Raw genomic sequence first — 19,083 nt, 5'->3', positions numbered from 1 at the left:
AATAGTGTTGCTTTTGGCTTGTTCTTATAGACAGGGCTATAGGGATACCATAGCGTCCGCTGCAATCTCCTTCATGGAGAGACTGACCCGCTCACGGGCGGTATCGATACCTAAAACACGAACTTTAACGATGTCTCCCACGGATAGCACTTCCATAGGATGCTTAATAAACTTCTCGCTGATTTGAGATATATGCACCAAACCGTCGTGTTTGACCCCTATATCAATAAAAGCTCCAAAATCAACGATATTTCTTACCGTTCCTTCTAAAATCATTCCCGTTTTTAAATCCTCCAGATGGGTAACATCCTGACGCAATTTCGGCCTGGGCAGATCCTCCCGGGGATCCCGGCCAGGGCGTTGCAGAGCGGCAAGAATATCTTTGACCGTAGGAACTCCGGCACTGAACTCCCGAGCACATTCCTCAGGATCCAACTGAGCAATCTCCAGCCGTACTTCATTAGGACGTTCTCTTAGATCCATGATAGTGAATCCTGCCTTGTGCAGAATATTTTGGGCCAGCTCATAGGATTCCGGATGAACCGGTGTATTTTCCAGAGGATTGGCCCCTTCGGGAATACGAATAAAGCCGGCGCACTGCACAAAGGTCTGCTCCCCAAGACGGGGAACCTTTTTCAGCTGCTCCCGTTTTTGGAACTTCCCATTGCTTTCCCGAAAAGCCACAATATTTTTGGCAATGGTCGGTTTAAGCCCGGCCACATATTGCAGGAGGGAGGGCGAGGCCGTATTCAAATCCACACCTACAGCATTAACAGCGGATTCAACGACACCATGTAAGGATTCCTCCAAGCGCTTGGGCTGAACATCATGCTGATATTGTCCGACACCCACTGCCTTTGGTTCGATCTTGACCAGCTCGGCTAAAGGATCCTGCAAACGCCGGGCTATGGAGACAGCACTGCGCAAGGAAAGATCAAACTCCGGAAACTCTTCTCCAGCCAGTTTGGAAGCAGAGTATACAGAGGCTCCGGCTTCACTGACAATGATATATTCCGCAGCCAGGTCACTTTCCCGAATCATCTCAGCAGTGACTTCCTCCGTCTCACGAGATGCTGTGCCATTGCCAATGGCGATAACCTCCACTTGATATTTAGCAATAGTATCTCTAAGTACCTTCTTCGCTTCTTCCCGCTTGTTTTGAGGGGGATGAGGATAAATAACACCGACATGAAACAGTTTCCCAGTATCATCCACTACAGCAAATTTACACCCTGTCCGAAAGCCCGGGTCTAATCCCAGTACAACTTTCCCTCGTACCGGGGGTTGGAGCAGAAGCTGTTTCAAATTCTCAGCAAAAACCTTGATGGCTTGCTCTTCCGCCTTCTCAGTCAGAGCTCCCCGGATTTCTCTCTCAATAGAAGGGGCGATTAAACGTTTATAAGAATCATCTGCAGCATTGCGAACAACCTCCGCTGCAGGTCCATGCTTCACATAAACTTGCTCGATCAGAGCATGCATACGCTCTGTAGGAACATCCACTTTGACACTGAGAACCTCTTCCTTCTCACCACGATTGAGAGCCAGGATACGGTGAGGGGGCAGCTTTTTCACAGGTTCCCGGTAATCGTAGTACATCTCATAAGGAGAGCGTTCCTCAGCCTTTTTGGCCGAAGCTGCAACATCGCCAAAACGAAAGGTTGCTTCCCTGATTCTCTTGCGCATAGCGGCGTCATCGGAAATTATTTCTGCAAGAATATCCGAAGCCCCCGAGATTGCTTCTTCTGAGGTTTCGACACCCAGCTCAGGATTAATATACTTTTGAGCTTCCTCAAAAAGCTGGGCCTTGGGGTATTGCTCCAATATCCATAAGGCTAAGGGTTCAAGTCCCTTCTCCTTAGCTATAGTAGCCCGTGTACGTCTTTTCTGTTTGTAGGGTCGATAGAGGTCTTCCACCTCTTGAAGAATGGAAGCCTTTTGAATCTGTTCAGCTAACTCATCCGTGAGCTTGCCTTGCTCTTCAATCAACCGCAGGACTTCGCTTTTCCGTTGCTTTAAATTCCTTAGATATTCCAAACGCTCTACAATACTGCGCAGGGCGTTCTCATCCAACTCTCCGGTGGCTTCCTTACGATAACGTGCGATAAAGGGAATGGTATTCCCCGCATCCAAGAGTTGAATGGCTTCTTTGACCTGATGGGCACGCAAGCTAAGTTCTTGCGCGATACTTTCCGCAAATTCCAAAGGATAATCCCTCCTGATAGTTCTCAATTTTTTATTATACCATTCTTTTCCCAAAAAGTTAAAGAAAGATAGGAAAAGTGAAAAGCAAGTCCACTAGAGACCTGCTTAAAACTATCCTGAGAGAAATTGATTTCTTTTAGGAAACGATATCCCTGCTGAGATGGTGTATCTCAATCAAACAGGGGAACTCTAATCTCCTCCTTCTCCAGACAGAACCCATTGGCATCTATATGATCTATAGTTATAATCAGCTCTTCTCCCACCTGTTCAAAATCAATAACTTCCTGGTTAAGCTTTTGATAGGCCGGATAAAGTGTTTCCGCTTCACCAGTGGCCGGCGTAACCTTTACCAGCTCTCCACCCTTGGCAATCGTCCCATAGGCCAAGCCGATAATGGTAATAAACTCCTGATCATTAAGCCATAAGATCTTCTTTTTCGGAGTATATTTTCCTTCAGGCGCAAAAGAGTTCCACATTTTTATCCGGCTCTCCTGATTGAGTTGCAGCCGGGTCCAACGATTACTTACATTATCTTTGATATAAATATCTCCGATGGTTTCCCATTCATCCGGGTAGATATAAGCTGTAAACTGCTTATTTGGCGAACTGCCATGAACCACATAATTTCCTTGGAGAATAAAGGCCGGAACATAGGGATTGGTAGTCACACGAAAAAGTTGCCCTGTTTGCTCGGTAAGTACCGGTTGCGGAGTCTCATCCTTCACTGCTCCCCTATCAGGCTCACTTGGGTTAGCTGCCGCGGTCTTTACTTTCTTAACATAAGCAGCATAATTGGCTCTTTGCTGTTGGATTCTTTGCTGTGGCGTTTGTTCGGGATCGGTGACCAGCATTGTCGAATAAGTCTGCTCCTCCACACCGGGCTCCCTAAAAGAAGCACTTAAAGGAAAGATATCAAAATTCAAGAACAATATACAGAATACCACTCCCAGGAAAAAAAGGGTGCCGCGAATAATTCTTCGTTTCTTGATAACGCTCCCTCCTTAATCTGTTTTTAACCGAATCACACTATACCATTATTTACCATATTCTTAGAATTGATTCTCTATTACCTTTTCGCAATCCTTCTTTTAGCAAGGATATGCCAAATTGCTTTAGGAATCGTGCAGATAAAAAGGAAATCATCAAAAAGCGAACCAGTCTGAACCAGTTCGCTTTAATTCCACTATACATTTTAAGAAACTCAACATATGATCCTGCCTTATTTAACGAGCTGCATTACCTATGCTGCGCTCCGCAACTACCTTCTTCGCGATCTCGACTATATCGGACAAGACGGCTCCCCCTGTGGCCAATCCACCAGCGCCAGGCCCCTTCCAAAAAAGATCACCCACCAACTGTGTTTCCAGTGATAAGCCATTATCCACACCGGAGACGTGACTGAGAATTGCTTCCCCCGATAACCACTGCACACCCACTTTAGCCACAATTCCTTCCCGTCCTTTTTCCGGCCCTGACGAAGAGCACTCAATGATGGATGCCTCGGCAACTAATTTAGGCACCCGCCCCTGTTTTTTCTGCTCCGCGACCTCTTCTGTCGTCAGCCCTTGGATTCCATCAATCTCCACCTCTTCAAGAGGAATCTCCAGCTCAAAACATTCCCGGCAGAGAATAACAAGTTTACAGGCCGCATCCAAACCGGTTACATCCATAGTCGGATCGCTTTCCGCATAACCAGCCTCTTGCGCTTCGCGCAATGCCTCCTCATAGCCTTTTCCAGACTCCGCCATTTGAGTCAGGATATAATTAGTGGTCCCATTTAAAATACCACAAATTTTCTTCACCTGATCTCCGGCCAGCCCGTATTGAATGGTTCTAAGGATTGGAATCCCTCCTAAGACGCTCCCTTCATAAAGCAAGCAGATTCCTTTATGCTGGGCTATTTCTTGCAACTCCGCGCCATAAAGAGCCAGTAAGAGCTTATTGGCTGTCACTACATGCTTTCCCTTAGCCAGCGCCTTTTTGATAAAGGAATAAGTGGGATGCTCACCCCCCATAACTTCCACTACTACCTCAATCTCCGGGTCATCGAGAATATCTTGGGGTTTCTGGGTTAGAACAACACCCTCGATCGCCCGCTCTTTACTTATATCTTGAACAAGGGCCTTGCTTACAACCAGTGTGATCCCCAGTTTGCGAAGAATTTTGTTTGAATGAAGCAGTATTCCTTTTATCACCCCTTGGCCCACGTTCCCACACCCTAATAGACCAATCTTCACTGTATTTTCCTTCATCTCTTTATTCCTCCCCTTTATCGGTCCTTGATGTTGCCTGCAATATTATGAGAAGAGCATATAAAGCATAAAAAAGCCCTTCCCTATTCCAGGAAGAGCTTATGTGTCGTATTTTTGCTCATCTTCCAGGAATAATCCTGCTGGAATTAGCACCACTGCCATATAGGCCGGTTGCCGGGTTTCATCGGGCCAGTCCCTCCACCACTCTGGATGAGAAGTATTCAATTTTTATTATTATATGACAGTAAACAAAGCAATGTCAATAGAGCAGAGTGATATATTACAGAATAATGTAATCCCTTCCCTATAGAACTATGAAGCAGTGCTACAGAATTTGTATTCCTTCATTTAAACTGCCGCTTCGAAAACCCTCTAAGTCCAGAGTAATATAGGTAAACCCTAATTCCTTGAGGGGCTTGACAATAGTATCATGGTCCAGTTCCATAAGTTTTAAAAAATCCTTTTTAGGAATTTCCAATCGGGCCATATCCTGGTGATAACGCACTCTTAAATTTGTAAATCCTAGTTCCTTAAGTAAAATTTCCGCTTGCTCTACGCGCCGAAGCTTTTCGATCGTGATCTCCTCTCCGTAAGGAAAGCGAGAAGATAGACAAGGGCTGGAGGGCTTATCCCAAGTTGAAAGTCCCATCTTCTTGGACAATTGACGAATCTCTTCTTTGCTTAAACCGGCTTCCTGCAGCGGGCTCCTGATCCCCAGCGCTCTGGCCGCCTGCATGCCGGGGCGGTAATCTTTAAGATCGTCGGCATTGCTCCCGTCAAGAACCCAATTGATCTTCTTCTCTTGGGCAATGCCTGAGAGCTTTGTAAACAACTCATTTTTACAATGAAAACAACGATTTTGAGGGTTCTTTACAAACTCCTCTTTGCCCATTTCTTCAGTTTCGATGACCAAAAACTTTGCTCCAAACTCTTGGACCTGCTGCAAAGCATTGTTATAATCGGCTGAAGGCATAGTTTCCGAAGCGCCGATGACAGCAAGACAGTGATCCCCCAAGGTTTCATGAGCTACTTTTAAGAGAAAGGTGCTGTCCACCCCACCTGAAAAAGCCACCACAACCGCTTCCATTTCTTTGATAATTTGCTTTAAGTGATTCAGCTTTGCTTGCATGATTTACCTCCAGATTACTCAAACTTAATTAACTTTCACACTTCAATCGATCTATGCTTTAGAACTATCGCTAAAATAGTAGTTTCTCAGTTTCTCCATTTTTTGAGAATATTCCTCCTGAGTCAAGATTCCTTGCCTGACTAATTCCGAAAGCACTTTCGTATAGCGTTCTAATTCTTTCATATTTTTACTGGAAACCTTCTTTTGATTATAAAACTGTATGACTTCTTCTAATTCATCATTATCCAGCACCCCGATAGCTTGCAACTTAACCAAGCTTAATTCACTTTCCTCATTAACCGCAACGGCATTGGTGCTTTTGATTAATGGCTGTATAGCCAGCCTTACGGCAAGAAATATAATAATAAAAAGTGCTATTGAATAGAAAAGAATTGCCTCCATCATCATAGCTCTCCTCCACAAATTATAAATCAGTTACCCACCAATCTTGTCCCCAGTGAAAACAGTTCAAGGCTGGACTCCTGTTTAGCTCCGCTTAACTAAGATATTCTCAAAAAGCATAGGATTTTCCTCTTTTCAGAATGAAGTATATCTGAACACAAAAAATTCACTTGCAAAGCCCATAGGAATAATATAATATTAGCCTAAACATCTTATTAGGCTAAAGTGAATTAAATATGAATTTATGTCAAAGCTCTTATCAAGAGAGGCGGAGGGACTGGCCCCATGAAGCCCGGCAACCTACATATGTGAGGTGCTAAATCCAGAGAACCATCAGGTTCGAAGATAAGAGGACGTGGAAACAATTCACGACCTCTTTGGAGGTCGTTTTTGTTAGGTCAAATCTTCTTTGAAGCTCAGCAACATGAATATCTTTGCCAATATGTTCATAGTAGGAGGAATGAAAATGAATATTTTAACCGAACTGGCCCAGATCGGCAATCGCCGCGATCCTTATGGAGCGATCAGCTTTCCTATTTACCATTCGTCTACCTTTGCTCACCCCGGCTTCGGCAAAAGCACAGGCTTTGATTACTCGCGAACCGGCAATCCCACCCGCCAAGCTTTAGAAGATGCTATGGCAAGCCTGGAGGAAGGTACCAAAGGATTTGCTTTTTCCTCAGGCATGGGCGCCATCACTACCATCCTCTCCTTATTCTCCCAGGGCGAGCATCTTCTCGTCACCGAAGATCTCTATGGAGGAACCTACCGTATCCTTGAGGAGGTCTTCAGCCGCTTTGGCCTCCAAGTCACTTTTGTGGATTCCAGTGATCTCGGTGCCATAGAAAAAGAGATCCGTCCCCAAACAAAGGCCATCTTCACCGAAACACCAACCAACCCTCTTATGAAGGTTGCCGACCTAAAGGGGATCGCTTCCTTGTGTCGGAAGCACGGTCTCTTAAATATAGTGGACAATACTTTTCTTACACCCTATTTGCAAAAACCACTAAACTTAGGTGCCGACATTGTTATTCATAGTGGCACCAAATATCTCGGTGGCCATAATGATGTCGTGGCGGGCCTCGTCGTGGTTCAAGGAGAAGAACTTGCAGCTCGCTTTGGACGTTTGCAGAACTCTCTCGGCGCTACATTGGGCCCCCAGGATTCCTGGCTAGTTATCCGGGGTTTGAAAACCTTGGCCCTGCGCATGAGAGCACAAGAAGAAAATGCCCTCCAGATTGCACAATGGCTGGAGAAGCACCCCCTTGTCACCGCGGTCTATTATCCCGGGCTTGAGCATCATCCCGGCTATGCAACTCAACTTGAACAAGCCCGAGGCTTCGGAGCTATGCTATCTTTCCGGGTAAACAGCCCCAGCTTAGTCCCCGCAATATTAAAATCTCTCCAGATTATTTCCTATGCGGAGAGCCTTGGTGGTGTAGAATCTCTAATCACTTATCCCGCTACCCAAACCCATGCTGATATTCCTCTCGAAGTAAGGGCAAGGCTTGGGGTGGACGATTGTCTTCTCCGCTTATCCCTGGGCATCGAAGCCGCCGAAGATCTCATTGGCGATTTAGAACTAGCTTTAAAACAGATGCTTTAGGCATCTCCTCCAGCGGATTTTTTATAGAACCCTCTCACATTCTTAAAGGTCTCATCAATGGTCTCATGCTTTACCGAGGTCGCATCAAATTTCACCCAAGTAAAGACCATTTGCACGCAGACACCTATTCCAAATGCAGAAATAACTGTACCAATTCCTACTGGTCCGCCCAAAATCCAGCCTATCAAGCACACCGTTACTTCAATAATCCCACGGCAAAGCCCTATCGATAGTTTAGTCTTTCTCTCTAAAGCCACCATCAGACTATCCCTTGGGCCTGCTCCAAAACCAGAGGCAATGTAGAGATAGGAACTAAAAGCGCAAAGGAATAAACCAAGAATGAGCATAATCATCCCTGGAAGGAAACTCTGCATCTCAGGGATTAGTTTTAAAGGTAACAGTAAGTCCATATAAATTCCGATGGCAAATATATTAAAGATAGTGCCAATACCCAGCTTCTCTCCAAGCAATACGACTATGATAGAGATTACCAAACTGGCCACTATAGAAACATTGCCAATCGTCATGCCGACAGTATCGGCAGTCCCCCGATGGAACACATCCCAGGGGGCATAGCCTAAATTGGCTTTCATGGTCATCACAATGCCCAAGGATAATAAAAAAGTGCCCAAAAATAAATACATAAGCCTTTTCCATAAACTCATATCCGCACTTCTCCTCAATATCTCCTGATCGATTATCTAATAAGTGTAACATTTTATTGCGCACATTTCCAAACCTTTATTTTATTTCTAAGAATATCCTATTCTTAAAACGGTATTAGGGCCGGGAGGCAACCAAAAGAAAGCTAATGCTTGTAATGATAAAAAACGCCATACCGGTTAGATAAAACCAGAATTTTACCCCGTAAATTTCAGCTACTGGTCCCGCGATTAAAAGTCCCAGCGGCATTGTTGCCGACATGAGGCTGCCCATGATAGAAAAAGCACGCCCTTGTACCTCACGAGGGATTTTCTCCTGCATATAGGCTATATAGGGAATATTATAGAGGTTTCCGCTTGCTCCCATAAGCGTGCATAATGCTGCAAAGAGCCAGAAAGCGTTCTCATTCTGAGGAAGTAAACCGCAGAAAAAAGAGGTAAGTCCTAATCCCAGAAGTCCAATATGCACCACGAACAGCTTCTTTTTGATCCGGCCATAGGCTCCGATCAGCAAAGCACACAACATCATTCCCCCTGAATAGCCAAATTGGACTATACTGGCATGCCAAGCGCTTGCTTTAAAATAGTCACTGGTCATCAGGGCAAAGAATGAAGAAAGTGGCATATAAAAAATCATGGAAAATGCAGCCGCCAAGGTAACGATACACAGTTTTTTATCTCTCTGGAAAACAGCCACTCCCTCTCGCATTTCTTTTTGAAAATTTGGAGCAAGCTGTTTCTCTTTTTTTAACTCAGGGATTTTGACTGCTGCCACAGCAATGCTTGCCAGCGATGCTCCCGCTAAATCAGATAATAATACGATGGGGAGTGGAAAAATTGCATACAGTGCCGCTCCCAAAACCGGCCCCAGCATCAGAGCACCTGTCTGAGCAAATTGACTCCAACCATTCACCCGAACAAGCTCTTCCTCCGGAACCAGCAACGGTATCACTGATTGAATCGCCGGAGTATGAAAAACGCTGCCAATGGCACGAATCCCGAGAACAGCACACGCCGACCAAAAAGGCGGATTTACTCCGATAAGGATCAGTGCATAAACAGCGGCTACCATCCCTATAAAGAGATCGGCACAGATAATTACAGTTTTTCGTTTTAAGCGATCTACCCAGACCCCAGCAAAAGGGCCAAGCAATAATTGCGGCAAAAAAGCAAACAACCCTGCCATAGCCAACACAAGTGGTGAAGAGGTATTGCTGGCAACCCACCAAATTAGCGTAAACTGTACCGCTGAACTTCCAACTATAGACATTGTTTGACCAATAGTTATCGTAAAAAAGCTTCTCTTCCATGGCTGTTTCCCATCGGTTGAATCGATACTCATGCTCACCTCTCCTATTTCTAAAATATACCGACGTTTGGTATGTATCTTTTTAAAATATTAGCTATTCTCTACAATCCATATGTAAAGAATAGCTATTTCTGTTTTTGGGAAAGCGAATGGAGTTCGTCAATGGACTGAAGAACCTCTTCCGTAAATAAAGGGACCCCTATTTCTTCAAATACATTTCTTGCAAAGAAAATGATGTTCTTTAACTCATTGGGAGTCCAGGAATACATCCACGGGTTAAACCAAACGTTAAAAAACAAGAGAATCATCTGGGCAAGCTGACGGGGTTGAGCTGTATGAATAGATCCATCTCTCATACCTTCCTCAATAACACCTGTAAGCAGGTCGGCTGCAGAGCCCATAGTATCACGCATATGAAGAGCCAATAATTGAGGATTTCTAAGAAACGGCGGTACGGTCTGGTCGAGAGCCTCGTGTTGGGCCGATTGGATAGAAAACATAAGCATCTTACCAAGCTTATCCAACCCGGATAGATTACGATCGTGAGCAACTGTTTTTATATCCGCTATCCCCTGCTCAGCTAATCTTTTATTCACCGCATCCATAATTTCTTCTTTTGACTTGAAGTGATGATAAATAGCGCCCTTACTCAAATCTCCCAATCCATCGATGATATCCTGGATCGTCGTATGCTCATATCCTTTGGACATGAACAATTTCATGGCTGTATCGAGAATGCGGTTTATCGTTACTTCAGGATACTTATTGCGTGCCATAGTGATACCCCATCTTTTATTACATACTTTCGGTATGTATAATAGCAGGCTACTACCTAGATGTCAAGGTAGATAAGCGTTTATCCGCCTATCCATGACTGCTCCCACTGCCACTCCGATGGTGTAGGCCACTAAATCCCTCCACAAAAAGCCATACCCCAGCACCAAACCTCCCAGCCGGGTTTGCCTTATAGCATCAATCCAGGGAGCATGATAAAGCTGACTGATTTCAATTCCAAAGGCGAAAAGCAACGCTGCTGCAGCAAGCCAGCCGGTTCCTTTCAACCTGAAAATAAGGCAAAACATAAAAAAAACCATAAGTGCCCATAGGGCATCTCCCAAGTAGAGATTGATTGTATAGGGAAAATACCCCGAAAACTGCCGGCTGCTTAAGCCAAGTATTATTGTTACTCCAACCAAGGTAAGGTAAGTCCATCGATTTCTTTTTATTGTCATAATCATTTCCTCTTCGATGTGGAAAGCATAGCGAGGCCCCATAGGCTAAATTAAGACTGTGAATTATAATTTGATCTGTTTATTCTGGCCATCAGATATTCATCTACATATTTGCCATTTCTTATTGCCGCCAAGCGCTTTACTCCTTCTTTTTCAAAACCAAACCTTTCATACAAATGTATAGCTCTGGCATTATCTGCAAATACAGTCAACTCAATCCTAACTAACATTAGCCAGTTGTCCCCAACATCTATAAGCTTGCTCAGCAAGGCACTGCCAACACCCTGATTTTGATAGTCTTTATGAATCATTATGCCAATGCCGCCACTATGCCGCAGGCGCTGATTAGGATATACCGTTAAGCCTGCATGTCCAATAATCACTTCCTGACCATCCTGAGACCTGGCTACCGCCACAAATTGATGCTGGTTGGCATCTAAATTGGCGATAAAATCCTCATTCCGCTTTAACTGCTCGGACGGGATACCCAAAATATTTTCAAAAACTCCAGGCATGCGCCTTAATATATTTATCCCCTTCCCATCACCAATTTCTATCGGTCGAATATGATACTCCATTCTTATTCCCTCCTGGTAAATCTACTGCTGCATTCCAACCTTATTCCTGGCATGCTTCCATTCTATTATTCTATCATTCTTCCAATTCCGAATCACTATCTCTCTTTAATCCCGCTGTTCTAATAAGATTCAATAGATTAACCAACCCCTGTGAACCAAGAAAAATGCCTATCCCAATAAGCAATTCGGTTATTGTTCCTCCTAAAAAATATATTCGTAATCCGGGCAGCCCCGGCAACCCATGGTTGGAAGTATGCAAACTGGCTAATTTAGTTACCAATTCTGGCAATGAATGCCCAATAAAATAAAGTCCCAATACTGAAAAGCCTATTCTCTGTAGATCACTAGCTCCTATTCCGACAGCCTCATTTCGATTTTTTTCCTTAACCAAAATTTTAGCTAATTTACCGGAAAAGCACCACAGTAAAATACCAAATAGAATCGTAATTAGCGAATACACAATATTAGTCAAAGTATAATCAGCTATCATATTTGCCGCTACAGGGACATTAAACGAAAGCAGTCTGGCCCCTTGAACGACAAAGAAAATCCCGATAAGCTTGCACCCAATACTGGCAATCTCGCGCTGATTCATCCTTTTTACCTCCTCTAAAACAACCCACTTCCTGCCGATTTTCTGCTCTTTCTATCCTAAAGCATTCTTTAACTACTGATTCAATCCTGGAATTATTGCGGAGACTCATATAACGTCTGTAAGGCACCCAATCCGGTCATCGCGACTAACCACTGACCCTCCGTCGTTGTCAGCCAATCCGCAATTTTCCGCGCCGGATGATCCGCCGGCAAATCTTTGCGCACGACCGCGTAATAATTGATCGCCAGAGGATACTCCTTGGATACAATCGTTTCCGGCGTCGGAGCAATCCCGTTATAAGAGAGCGCCTTAATGCCCCTTCTTCCGTTCACGCTTTCGGAAATCTGGATATAGTAATAGAGCGAATAACCCAACGAATAGGCCCTTTCCTCTCCCTCACGAGCAAAATACCGATAATCCTCCACCATTTCCAGTATTCCGTTCATATCCCGCTCCATGTAGTTCTCCTCAATTGCCGGATTTATCTTCCTGCCCATCAGTACCAAATTCTCCAACTGCGCTTGGGAGCCGGAATCCGCATTGCGGCAAATAGGCACGATGCGCCCTTTTCGTCCTCCGAGTTCCTCCCAGTCCTTAATCGACATATCGGAATAAATCCGTTGTATCTGGGAGGCGGTAATATTGGTTACAGTATTATCTTTGTGCGTAACAAACACAAGCGCTTCCGCCCCGATGGGTATATACTCAAGCTCTTTCCCTGAACTCTCAGTCATTTTTTCAATCTTCTGGGAAGGGTCCGGAACGAGAATTAAATCCACATCTCCCGCGATGAGCATCTCGTAGGATTTCATTGTTTTGGAGGCTTGCTGCGGAAGGCCCGGCCATCCGTCTCCACCGCCATCCACGGGCAAAAACATCCTTCTATATATCCCCTGCACCAGTGGAAGTGTGGAAGTTGACCCGTCAATGCGCGGATAATTTTCTGCTGTAATGCCGATAGCTGCGGCATCCTCCGACGGTGTCGGTGTTACTGTTGACGTGACTGTTTTATGATCCGCCGACGTCTCAGTCACCTCCGTCGACTGAGGAGTCTCCGCCCCTCTGGTAGTCTCCGTTTTCGTACAGCCCTGTACAAGAAGGGGAATCATAGCAAGGACTAAGCCTGCCGCAATTCGCTTTATAATTCTTCTGTGTTTGATTATCCCTATCCTCATATTTCCTCCCTAACTGACTACAATAACAATTTAAATTCCATTTTCCACATTCGGGCAGTGTATCCCTCATTCATAGATAGCTTCGCCGGATTAGTATATTTTTCCTTCTAATCCTTAAATTTGTATAGGATGAAGTACAAGCACTGAATAACGAATTTTCTCGTCATTCAGTGCTTGTGGATGGGAATTCTGACATTAAACCCTAAACTTCCCGACTGAATTTTGCAGCTCATCCGCCATCTTGGCCAGTGCCTGACTGGATGCTGCAATCTGTTCCATAGATGCGGACTGCTCTTCGGTAGCAGCCGAGACGGTCTGAGTTTGGCTGGATGCCTCCTTGCTGATATGCTCAATATCCCGTATTGAATCCACAATTTGCTGACTTCCGGAAGCCATCTGTTGAATTGCTGCTGAAATTTCCCTGACTTGGGTGGAAACTTCACCGATGAGATTCACAATCTCTTTAAATGCCTGTCCAGCAGAGTTTACAACTTCAGAGCCAACCTTTACTTCACGGGTGCCATCATGCATAGCATTGACTGCATTGCCGGTTTCCTGCTGAATTTCTGTGATCAAGCCGGCAATTTCCCTAGCCGCTTCCTGAGATTGCTCCGCCAGCTTGCGTACTTCCTCAGCAACTACGGCAAATCCTCTGCCTTGTTCACCGGCACGAGCAGCCTCTATCGCTGCATTCAGTGCCAACAGATTGGTTTGGGCAGCAATTCCGGAAATCGCTTCAACTATCTGACCAATTTCTTTCGATCGCTCACCAAGTTGCGTAACTACCTGGGCCGTGCCTGCTACCGTTTTTTCAATGTTTTTCATCTGGTTCACCGCTGCTTCCACAGCCTTATCTCCTTGGCCAGCCGCATTTGCCGTCATTTCGGCAGATCTCGAAACACTATTAGCATTAGCCGCAATCTCCTGAACACCTGCCGACATCTGTTCCACGATCGATGCCGTATCATCTATGGCAGCTTCCTGCCTGGTTGCTCCCGCAGCTACATCAGTGATCGTTGCAGCAATCTGATTCGTAGCAGAGGCTGACTGCTCAGCACTGGCCGTCAGTTCCTCTGATGAAGCCGCCACTTGTTCTGAGGTGTAAGCTATATTTTGGACTAAAACCCGCAAATTGTCCGTCATAGTATTGAATTCTGCTGCCAGTTGACCAGCTTCATCTTGAGAGATAAGATCCACTTTTTTTACAGCTAGATTGCCCTGGGCGATTTCACGAACTGTACCTACTAACTGAATCAGGGGATTAGCCACCATTCTGGCGATATACCAACCTATGCCCATAGCCAAAACTACAGCAACCAAAGTTATTCCTATCATAAGTTTACTTACCATTGAAGCTAGCGACTTACTTTTTATCTCTTCATCATCGGCAATTTGGGCATTATAGTCGGCAAGTTCCTCTAAAAAAGCATTCACAATATTGAGGTTGTCTGCAGCATTAGCAGCAAAATAGGTATAGGCTTCATCCTGCTTTCCCGCTAATGCCAAATCCACTGCCTTACTTCTTTCTGTCCGGTATATCTGTAATTCGTCCATCAGCTTTGGTAATCGTTCTTGTTCGTATGTATCCATAGCTGTCTTGCCATAATCGCTAAGGAGGGTGTCTACTTCCGCTGCCCGCTCTTGGACCTCCTGGAGAATCTCCTGCTGTCTGTTTTGATCCTGAGTGATAAATAATTCAAGAGTCATTGCCTCTACTGCCCTGCTTTGCCCCCGGGCTGCATTGAGCCACTTGATTGGCAGCAAATTATTCTGATACATACCTTCCAATGAAGCAGCTAAGTTATTGGCAGAATATATTCCCACGAAGCCCACAAGTCCAAGAAATACTGCCATGAGCAGTACTAAACTATTAATTTTTGAGGCTGTTTTCAGATTGCGGAATTTTTGCATTGCTGTTACCCCCTTTTGCTTATGCCACAAATAATTTCTAAAAGTAAACACTCCTGAGTGCAGTTTTCTATACTTAAATAATTCTATTGAGATTTATAAATTCCTCTAACATAAGTTTAAGTTTATGGCAATTATTTATTAATAATAAAAAGAGAAGCCTTTTGGGCTTCCCCTACCAAGTTGCACTAAGCTAAAGTGCAATTAATATTTCCTGTAAATCAAGCTTCAACGTTCTCCAGGCAGGATAAATCATCGCCAATATCCCCACCAAAAGAGAGCCCATAACCAAAGCGCTTCCTAATCCAGCATGGAGAGCAATGGCAGGATTTCCATAGCCTAATAAGGGCCCCAAAACGAGGGGAGCAACAATTCCTATACTGTAGCCAAGCAGGCTTCCTGTAAGGCTGATGATCAGCGCTTCACGGCCAAGCAAGAATAATATATGCTTTTGACGAAAGCCAATTGCACGAAGCACGCCCAGTTCCCGAGTCCGGTCATTTACATTTCCGGCCAAGGTCACGATAATCACCAGGGCTCCGATCAATCCCATAGCCAAAGAGATAGTCCGAGAAAAACTGGTGAAACGCTCCACATTCTCTTGGGAGCCTTGAACAAGCTGAGTCACTTCCGTGACATTAGCCGACTCCAGAACAGGCCTTAATTGGGCTACGGTCTGTGCATCATCCGGTGTGTTAAGTTCGATTAAAGACCATTCAGAAGTTATTCCTGTAAGAGATCGGGCAGTATGAATCGTTGTGAATACTCCTTGGTCTTCAGAGCCGCCTGTCTCTGCCATAATTCCTACCACCGGGTATTTTCCCTTCCCTAAATCCAGAATATCCCCCAGCTTCAGGTTAGAACTCATAGCCAACCGGGAACCGATCACCACCTGGTTATCTTGAGCAGCCATGCCCTCAATTTTCCACCATGGCTTCATCTTAAGCTCTTGGTCGAAGTCAATGCCGATAATCATGAAGGTTTGGCCCGAGGTTTCCGCTGAGCCAATAACCTTGGGAGCAATGATCACTTCCGGGCTCACCTCTTGGGAGATCCTCTCCGCAGTACCGGCATCCAGCTTCTTGACCTCATACTCCACTCCTGAGACAGATAATCCGCCATAGCTTAAATTCAAGTGCTCGGAGCGAGGACTAATCACTACATTGGCACCGTATTCGGTTAAACTTTTCTGCAAATCTGCTTTCATTGCCAACGCCAGAATCGTTAAGGCGGAAATGGCCGCAACGATAAAGGCAAAGGTAAGGATCAAAAAGAGGGTTTTGCCCGGTCTTCTACGCAGATTTTGCAAAGCGATGTGGTTAAGTGTCATATATACCTCCGAGATACAGTAAGCAGAGTTCCTTAGAAATAACGCAAGGCTTCAACGGGATCAAGCCTGCTTGCCCGCCAGGCTGGATAGATGCCGGCTATGAGGCTGATCACCAGGGCGGCTGCCGGAGAATAAAGGGCAAGCAGAGGCTGAAAGGGTACTTGAACGGCCATTTGGACCAAAGCAGAACCAAGTTGCATAGCCAGCCCCATGCCCAGCGCAAAGCCCATTAAACCTCCCAAGGCGCTGACCAGGCTGACCTCATAAAGAAACATACGCAGAATATGCTTTTTTCGAAAACCAATGGCGCGCAAAATCCCAATATCCCGCGTCCGCTCTTTAACTGCCGAGATCATGGACATGGCCACCACAAAACCACTGGTTATGAGCAAAATCACGGATATCACCACAGCAAAAAGGCTGAATTGAGCGACGGTATCATCCCTTGATTCTATGGTGGACTGGAGAGCGGCCACTTTAATACCGGGGAGTTTTTCACTTAATTGCAGGCTGACATCTTCAATAGGACAGGTGTAGCAAAGCACTGCTGCTTCAATAAGGCTGATAGCGGTGGGCTTATCTTCAATTTTTTGCAAGGTAGGCAAATCCATAAAGATCGCCTGGTCATTTTCCAAGGAACCTGTGGGTTGGATGACCCCTCCTACCCAGAATTTTTCCCCTTTAATTTCAACCTCTTGGCGAAAGCTAAGATTAAGGATGCGTGCCACTTCGCTGCCGATCAGAATCTCGTTGCTCTTTGGGAGTTGACCAACTGCCAATCCATCAATCGTCCACCACTTTTTTAAGCGCAGCTCCTCAGGAAACTGCACCCCTACCAGGAGTACTCTTTTCGTATTTATCGACCCTTCGGCAAGCAATTTAGGGGATATAGTGGCTAAAGTCTCACTATTCTTAATGGTTTTCATCTCCGGGATCATGTCCATATCCAGCTCTTGACCCGGGCTGGTTCCCACGGTCACCCCGCCAAAGGATAAGGTTTCGCCAGTCTTGGGGAGAATGAGAAGATTGGAGCCAAACTGGTCGATTTTATCAGCCACATCCTGTTCCATAGAGCGGGTGGTGGTAAAGAGAAAGACACTAGAGGCCACACCAATGATGATGCTCAATAAAAGCAAAAGAGAACGCAGCTTGCGCCGTTTTAAATTCCCCAGGGAAATGGCGAAGATGTTCATATCACACCACCGACCACAGGCTGGGGAGCTTTTTCAATAATTCCATCCCGAATCTGCACCGCATGAGAGACATAGGCAAGATTCTCCAGATTATGGGTCACCATGATGATCGTCTGCCCTTCTTTATTCAGGGCTTGGAAGAGCTCCAGAATTTCCTTAGCCGTCTTGGTGTCAAGGCTTCCTGTCGGTTCATCGGCGAACAAAATCACCGGATCATTGACGATGGCCCGGGCAATGGCCACCCGATTTTGCTCGCCACCGGAAAGCTGGTTAGGCAGGCGCAGGGACTTACTGCCCAGCCCTACTTTTTCCAGTACCTTTTGAGCCATCTCACGCTGAGTTTGATCCGAGTGCCTGGTGATCGCCAAAGGGAGCATAACATTTTCCAGAGCGGTGAGATAGGGTATCAACTGATATTGCTGAAAAACAAAGCCAATATACTCATGGCGGAAATCAGCTCTGCGCTCTTCATCCAGCCCGTAGATGTCAATATCATCGATAAAGACCTTCCCCTCTGTGGGCGGATTCAAGGCACCAAGGATGCTGAGCAGGGTGCTCTTCCCTGAGCCGGAAGGTCCCAGCAAAGCCAGAAACTGGCCTTGAAGAACCTGGAGATTAGTGTCTTTCAGGGCATAGACTGCTCCCTCTCCGCCTTGATAGATTTTTGATACATGATCGACCTTGATTAAACTCATCTTCGACCTCCTGCTGCTCAAGGCTATTTACCTGAATACTGCCGGATTCCCTGGGCAAGCTATTGACTAAACTCTGGGCTTCCAGGCATCCAGTATCCCTTGATCTACCTCCAAGTTATCCCCATTTTGAGTATAGATGAGGCGATCCGGCGGATAAGCCTGGCATCCCCCGCTTAAGCCTTTAAAAGAATCCAAGGCCCAGGTAGTGTTGCAGGCATTGCAGACCAGCTTTTCCCCTTCAATCCGGAAAGAGTCACTGTTGCAGGGCTCACAGATACTCACAGCCACAATGGCTTTGCCATCGGGCAGAGCGATAGCGGTAAGAGGAATGGTCTTGTCATTGACTTGATATTGAGTATAGATAAATTTCTTTTCCTTAAGTTCGGATAAAGTGGTGACCACCACTTTGCCGTTTGCAGCCTGAACAGGTGACGTTTCCACCTGAGGAAGAGGAGAGCCGCTGTAATCGAATGTTTGGCCAAGCGTTGCGACAGCGTACTGATCCCCATCGGAGCCTTTGTTCCCCAGGAAAAAGCTTCCCGCAATAATAGCGATTCCTAATAGGAGCACTCCGCCAATCAGAGGCGCCTTACTTTTTTTCTCAGGTTGGGTGAATTTTTCTTTTTTACTGTTTTGGTTATTGCTCATCAGATCCATACCTCCATAATTTTTGTTTGGACGATTCCCATTTACAAGACAAAAAAATAATAGCTTAGCGTAATCTTTACAAAATAACCTGTCCTAAATATAATCAAAATACGAGTATTTTTCAAGTAAGCCTATCATCTTTCTAATATTTTCTGTTCCCTTTGTCT

General features: G+C 45.4%; 18 protein-coding genes and 2 riboswitches. Of the genes, 1 reads left to right on the top strand and 17 read right to left on the bottom strand.

Translation table 11 applies throughout. The annotated features are described in order from the left end of the window. Window positions 1-36: 36 nt before the first annotated feature. The 5 genes from BUA14_RS07735 to BUA14_RS07715 all read right to left on the bottom strand — a co-directional run bounded on the left by BUA14_RS07735 (window position 37) and on the right by BUA14_RS07715 (window position 5,991). On the bottom strand, window positions 37-2,202 hold the full coding sequence (locus tag BUA14_RS07735; RefSeq protein ID WP_072772066.1) for a Tex family protein: 2,166 nt from the start codon (window positions 2,200-2,202) through the stop codon (window positions 37-39). Window positions 2,203-2,372: 170 nt separating this feature from the next. Beyond that, window positions 2,373-3,077, bottom strand: coding sequence for a DUF4652 domain-containing protein (locus BUA14_RS07730; RefSeq protein ID WP_242954588.1), 705 nt, complete (start codon window positions 3,075-3,077; stop codon window positions 2,373-2,375). Between the two features lie 348 nt (window positions 3,078-3,425). After that, entirely contained in the window at window positions 3,426-4,454 is a 1,029-nt protein-coding gene (locus tag BUA14_RS07725; RefSeq protein WP_072772064.1) for a homoserine dehydrogenase, read from the bottom strand. Between the two features lie 115 nt (window positions 4,455-4,569). Next, window positions 4,570-4,671: riboswitch (SAM riboswitch) on the bottom strand. 108 nt (window positions 4,672-4,779) lie between these two features. Further along, window positions 4,780-5,583: an ATP-dependent sacrificial sulfur transferase LarE gene (gene larE, locus BUA14_RS07720; RefSeq protein ID WP_072772063.1), complete on the bottom strand. Its 804-nt coding sequence runs from the start codon at window positions 5,581-5,583 to the stop codon at window positions 4,780-4,782. A 51-nt stretch (window positions 5,584-5,634) separates the two neighbouring features. Then, window positions 5,635-5,991, bottom strand: a complete 357-nt coding sequence (locus BUA14_RS07715; protein WP_084078493.1) for a hypothetical protein — start codon at window positions 5,989-5,991, stop codon at window positions 5,635-5,637. Between the two features lie 247 nt (window positions 5,992-6,238). Then, window positions 6,239-6,337, top strand: a riboswitch (SAM riboswitch). 108 nt (window positions 6,338-6,445) lie between these two features. On the opposite strand from BUA14_RS07715, the gene BUA14_RS07710 reads away from it, so the two are divergent. Continuing rightward, window positions 6,446-7,591: a trans-sulfuration enzyme family protein gene (locus BUA14_RS07710; protein ID WP_178371653.1), complete on the top strand. Its 1,146-nt coding sequence runs from the start codon at window positions 6,446-6,448 to the stop codon at window positions 7,589-7,591. Here the strand turns inward: BUA14_RS07710 and BUA14_RS07705 are convergent. The 12 genes from BUA14_RS07705 to BUA14_RS07650 form a co-directional block, all read right to left on the bottom strand. After that, entirely contained in the window at window positions 7,588-8,256 is a 669-nt protein-coding gene (locus BUA14_RS07705; RefSeq protein ID WP_072772061.1) for a YczE/YyaS/YitT family protein, read from the bottom strand. The two genes, BUA14_RS07710 and BUA14_RS07705, sit on opposite strands and share 4 nt — an antisense overlap. Before the next feature lie 115 nt (window positions 8,257-8,371). Beyond that, window positions 8,372-9,595 carry an MFS transporter gene (locus BUA14_RS07700; RefSeq protein ID WP_072772060.1) on the bottom strand — a complete coding sequence of 408 codons (1,224 nt, stop codon included), beginning with the start codon at window positions 9,593-9,595 and terminating at the stop codon, window positions 8,372-8,374. A 92-nt stretch (window positions 9,596-9,687) separates the two neighbouring features. Beyond that, the gene (locus tag BUA14_RS07695; RefSeq protein WP_072772059.1) at window positions 9,688-10,338 is read right to left on the bottom strand and encodes a TetR/AcrR family transcriptional regulator; all 651 of its coding nucleotides are present in this window, start codon (window positions 10,336-10,338) and stop codon (window positions 9,688-9,690) included. 63 nt (window positions 10,339-10,401) lie between these two features. Continuing rightward, window positions 10,402-10,794 (bottom strand): ribosomal maturation YjgA family protein, encoded by a 393-nt coding sequence (locus tag BUA14_RS07690; protein ID WP_072772058.1) that lies wholly within the window; start codon window positions 10,792-10,794, stop codon window positions 10,402-10,404. A 50-nt stretch (window positions 10,795-10,844) separates the two neighbouring features. Further along, on the bottom strand, window positions 10,845-11,372 hold the full coding sequence (locus BUA14_RS07685) for a GNAT family N-acetyltransferase (RefSeq protein WP_072772057.1): 528 nt from the start codon (window positions 11,370-11,372) through the stop codon (window positions 10,845-10,847). A gap of 73 nt (window positions 11,373-11,445) precedes the next feature. After that, window positions 11,446-11,967 (bottom strand): hypothetical protein, encoded by a 522-nt coding sequence (locus tag BUA14_RS07680; protein WP_072772056.1) that lies wholly within the window; start codon window positions 11,965-11,967, stop codon window positions 11,446-11,448. Window positions 11,968-12,059: 92 nt separating this feature from the next. Then, entirely contained in the window at window positions 12,060-13,142 is a 1,083-nt protein-coding gene (locus BUA14_RS27175; RefSeq protein WP_084078491.1) for a PstS family phosphate ABC transporter substrate-binding protein, read from the bottom strand. Window positions 13,143-13,337: 195 nt separating this feature from the next. Beyond that, window positions 13,338-15,053: a methyl-accepting chemotaxis protein gene (locus BUA14_RS07670; RefSeq protein WP_072772055.1), complete on the bottom strand. Its 1,716-nt coding sequence runs from the start codon at window positions 15,051-15,053 to the stop codon at window positions 13,338-13,340. 190 nt (window positions 15,054-15,243) lie between these two features. Next, a complete protein-coding gene (locus BUA14_RS07665; protein WP_072772054.1) occupies window positions 15,244-16,380 on the bottom strand; it encodes an ABC transporter permease in 1,137 nt (378 codons plus the stop codon). 32 nt (window positions 16,381-16,412) lie between these two features. After that, complete coding sequence (locus BUA14_RS07660; RefSeq protein ID WP_072772053.1) at window positions 16,413-17,573, bottom strand: ABC transporter permease; 1,161 nt, start codon at window positions 17,571-17,573, stop codon at window positions 16,413-16,415. Further along, a complete protein-coding gene (locus tag BUA14_RS07655) occupies window positions 17,570-18,268 on the bottom strand; it encodes an ABC transporter ATP-binding protein (RefSeq protein ID WP_072772052.1) in 699 nt (232 codons plus the stop codon). The genes BUA14_RS07660 and BUA14_RS07655 overlap by 4 nt, the downstream gene beginning before the upstream one ends. Before the next feature lie 66 nt (window positions 18,269-18,334). Further along, window positions 18,335-18,916: a DUF2318 domain-containing protein gene (locus tag BUA14_RS07650; protein WP_072772051.1), complete on the bottom strand. Its 582-nt coding sequence runs from the start codon at window positions 18,914-18,916 to the stop codon at window positions 18,335-18,337. Window positions 18,917-19,083 lie beyond the last annotated feature (167 nt).

This window comes from Desulfitobacterium chlororespirans DSM 11544 (genome assembly GCF_900143285.1).
In the GTDB taxonomy this organism is placed as follows: domain Bacteria; phylum Bacillota; class Desulfitobacteriia; order Desulfitobacteriales; family Desulfitobacteriaceae; genus Desulfitobacterium; species Desulfitobacterium chlororespirans.
This window is presented reverse-complemented; position numbering and strand designations above follow the sequence as displayed.

Coding starts and splice junctions, on each gene's coding strand:
- BUA14_RS07725 (WP_072772064.1), bottom strand. CDS start 4,454: ATGAAGGAAAATACAGTGAAGATTGGTCTATTAGGGTGTGGGAACGTG.
- larE (WP_072772063.1), bottom strand. CDS start 5,583: ATGCAAGCAAAGCTGAATCACTTAAAGCAAATTATCAAAGAAATGGAA.
- BUA14_RS07715 (WP_084078493.1), bottom strand. CDS start 5,991: ATGATGATGGAGGCAATTCTTTTCTATTCAATAGCACTTTTTATTATT.
- BUA14_RS07710 (WP_178371653.1), top strand. CDS start 6,446: ATGAAAATGAATATTTTAACCGAACTGGCCCAGATCGGCAATCGCCGC.
- BUA14_RS07705 (WP_072772061.1), bottom strand. CDS start 8,256: ATGAGTTTATGGAAAAGGCTTATGTATTTATTTTTGGGCACTTTTTTA.
- BUA14_RS07700 (WP_072772060.1), bottom strand. CDS start 9,595: ATGAGTATCGATTCAACCGATGGGAAACAGCCATGGAAGAGAAGCTTT.
- BUA14_RS07695 (WP_072772059.1), bottom strand. CDS start 10,338: ATGGCACGCAATAAGTATCCTGAAGTAACGATAAACCGCATTCTCGAT.
- BUA14_RS07690 (WP_072772058.1), bottom strand. CDS start 10,794: ATGACAATAAAAAGAAATCGATGGACTTACCTTACCTTGGTTGGAGTA.
- BUA14_RS07685 (WP_072772057.1), bottom strand. CDS start 11,372: ATGGAGTATCATATTCGACCGATAGAAATTGGTGATGGGAAGGGGATA.
- BUA14_RS07680 (WP_072772056.1), bottom strand. CDS start 11,967: ATGAATCAGCGCGAGATTGCCAGTATTGGGTGCAAGCTTATCGGGATT.
- BUA14_RS27175 (WP_084078491.1), bottom strand. CDS start 13,142: ATGAGGATAGGGATAATCAAACACAGAAGAATTATAAAGCGAATTGCG.
- BUA14_RS07670 (WP_072772055.1), bottom strand. CDS start 15,053: ATGCAAAAATTCCGCAATCTGAAAACAGCCTCAAAAATTAATAGTTTA.
- BUA14_RS07665 (WP_072772054.1), bottom strand. CDS start 16,380: ATGACACTTAACCACATCGCTTTGCAAAATCTGCGTAGAAGACCGGGC.
- BUA14_RS07660 (WP_072772053.1), bottom strand. CDS start 17,573: ATGAACATCTTCGCCATTTCCCTGGGGAATTTAAAACGGCGCAAGCTG.
- BUA14_RS07655 (WP_072772052.1), bottom strand. CDS start 18,268: ATGAGTTTAATCAAGGTCGATCATGTATCAAAAATCTATCAAGGCGGA.
- BUA14_RS07650 (WP_072772051.1), bottom strand. CDS start 18,916: ATGAGCAATAACCAAAACAGTAAAAAAGAAAAATTCACCCAACCTGAG.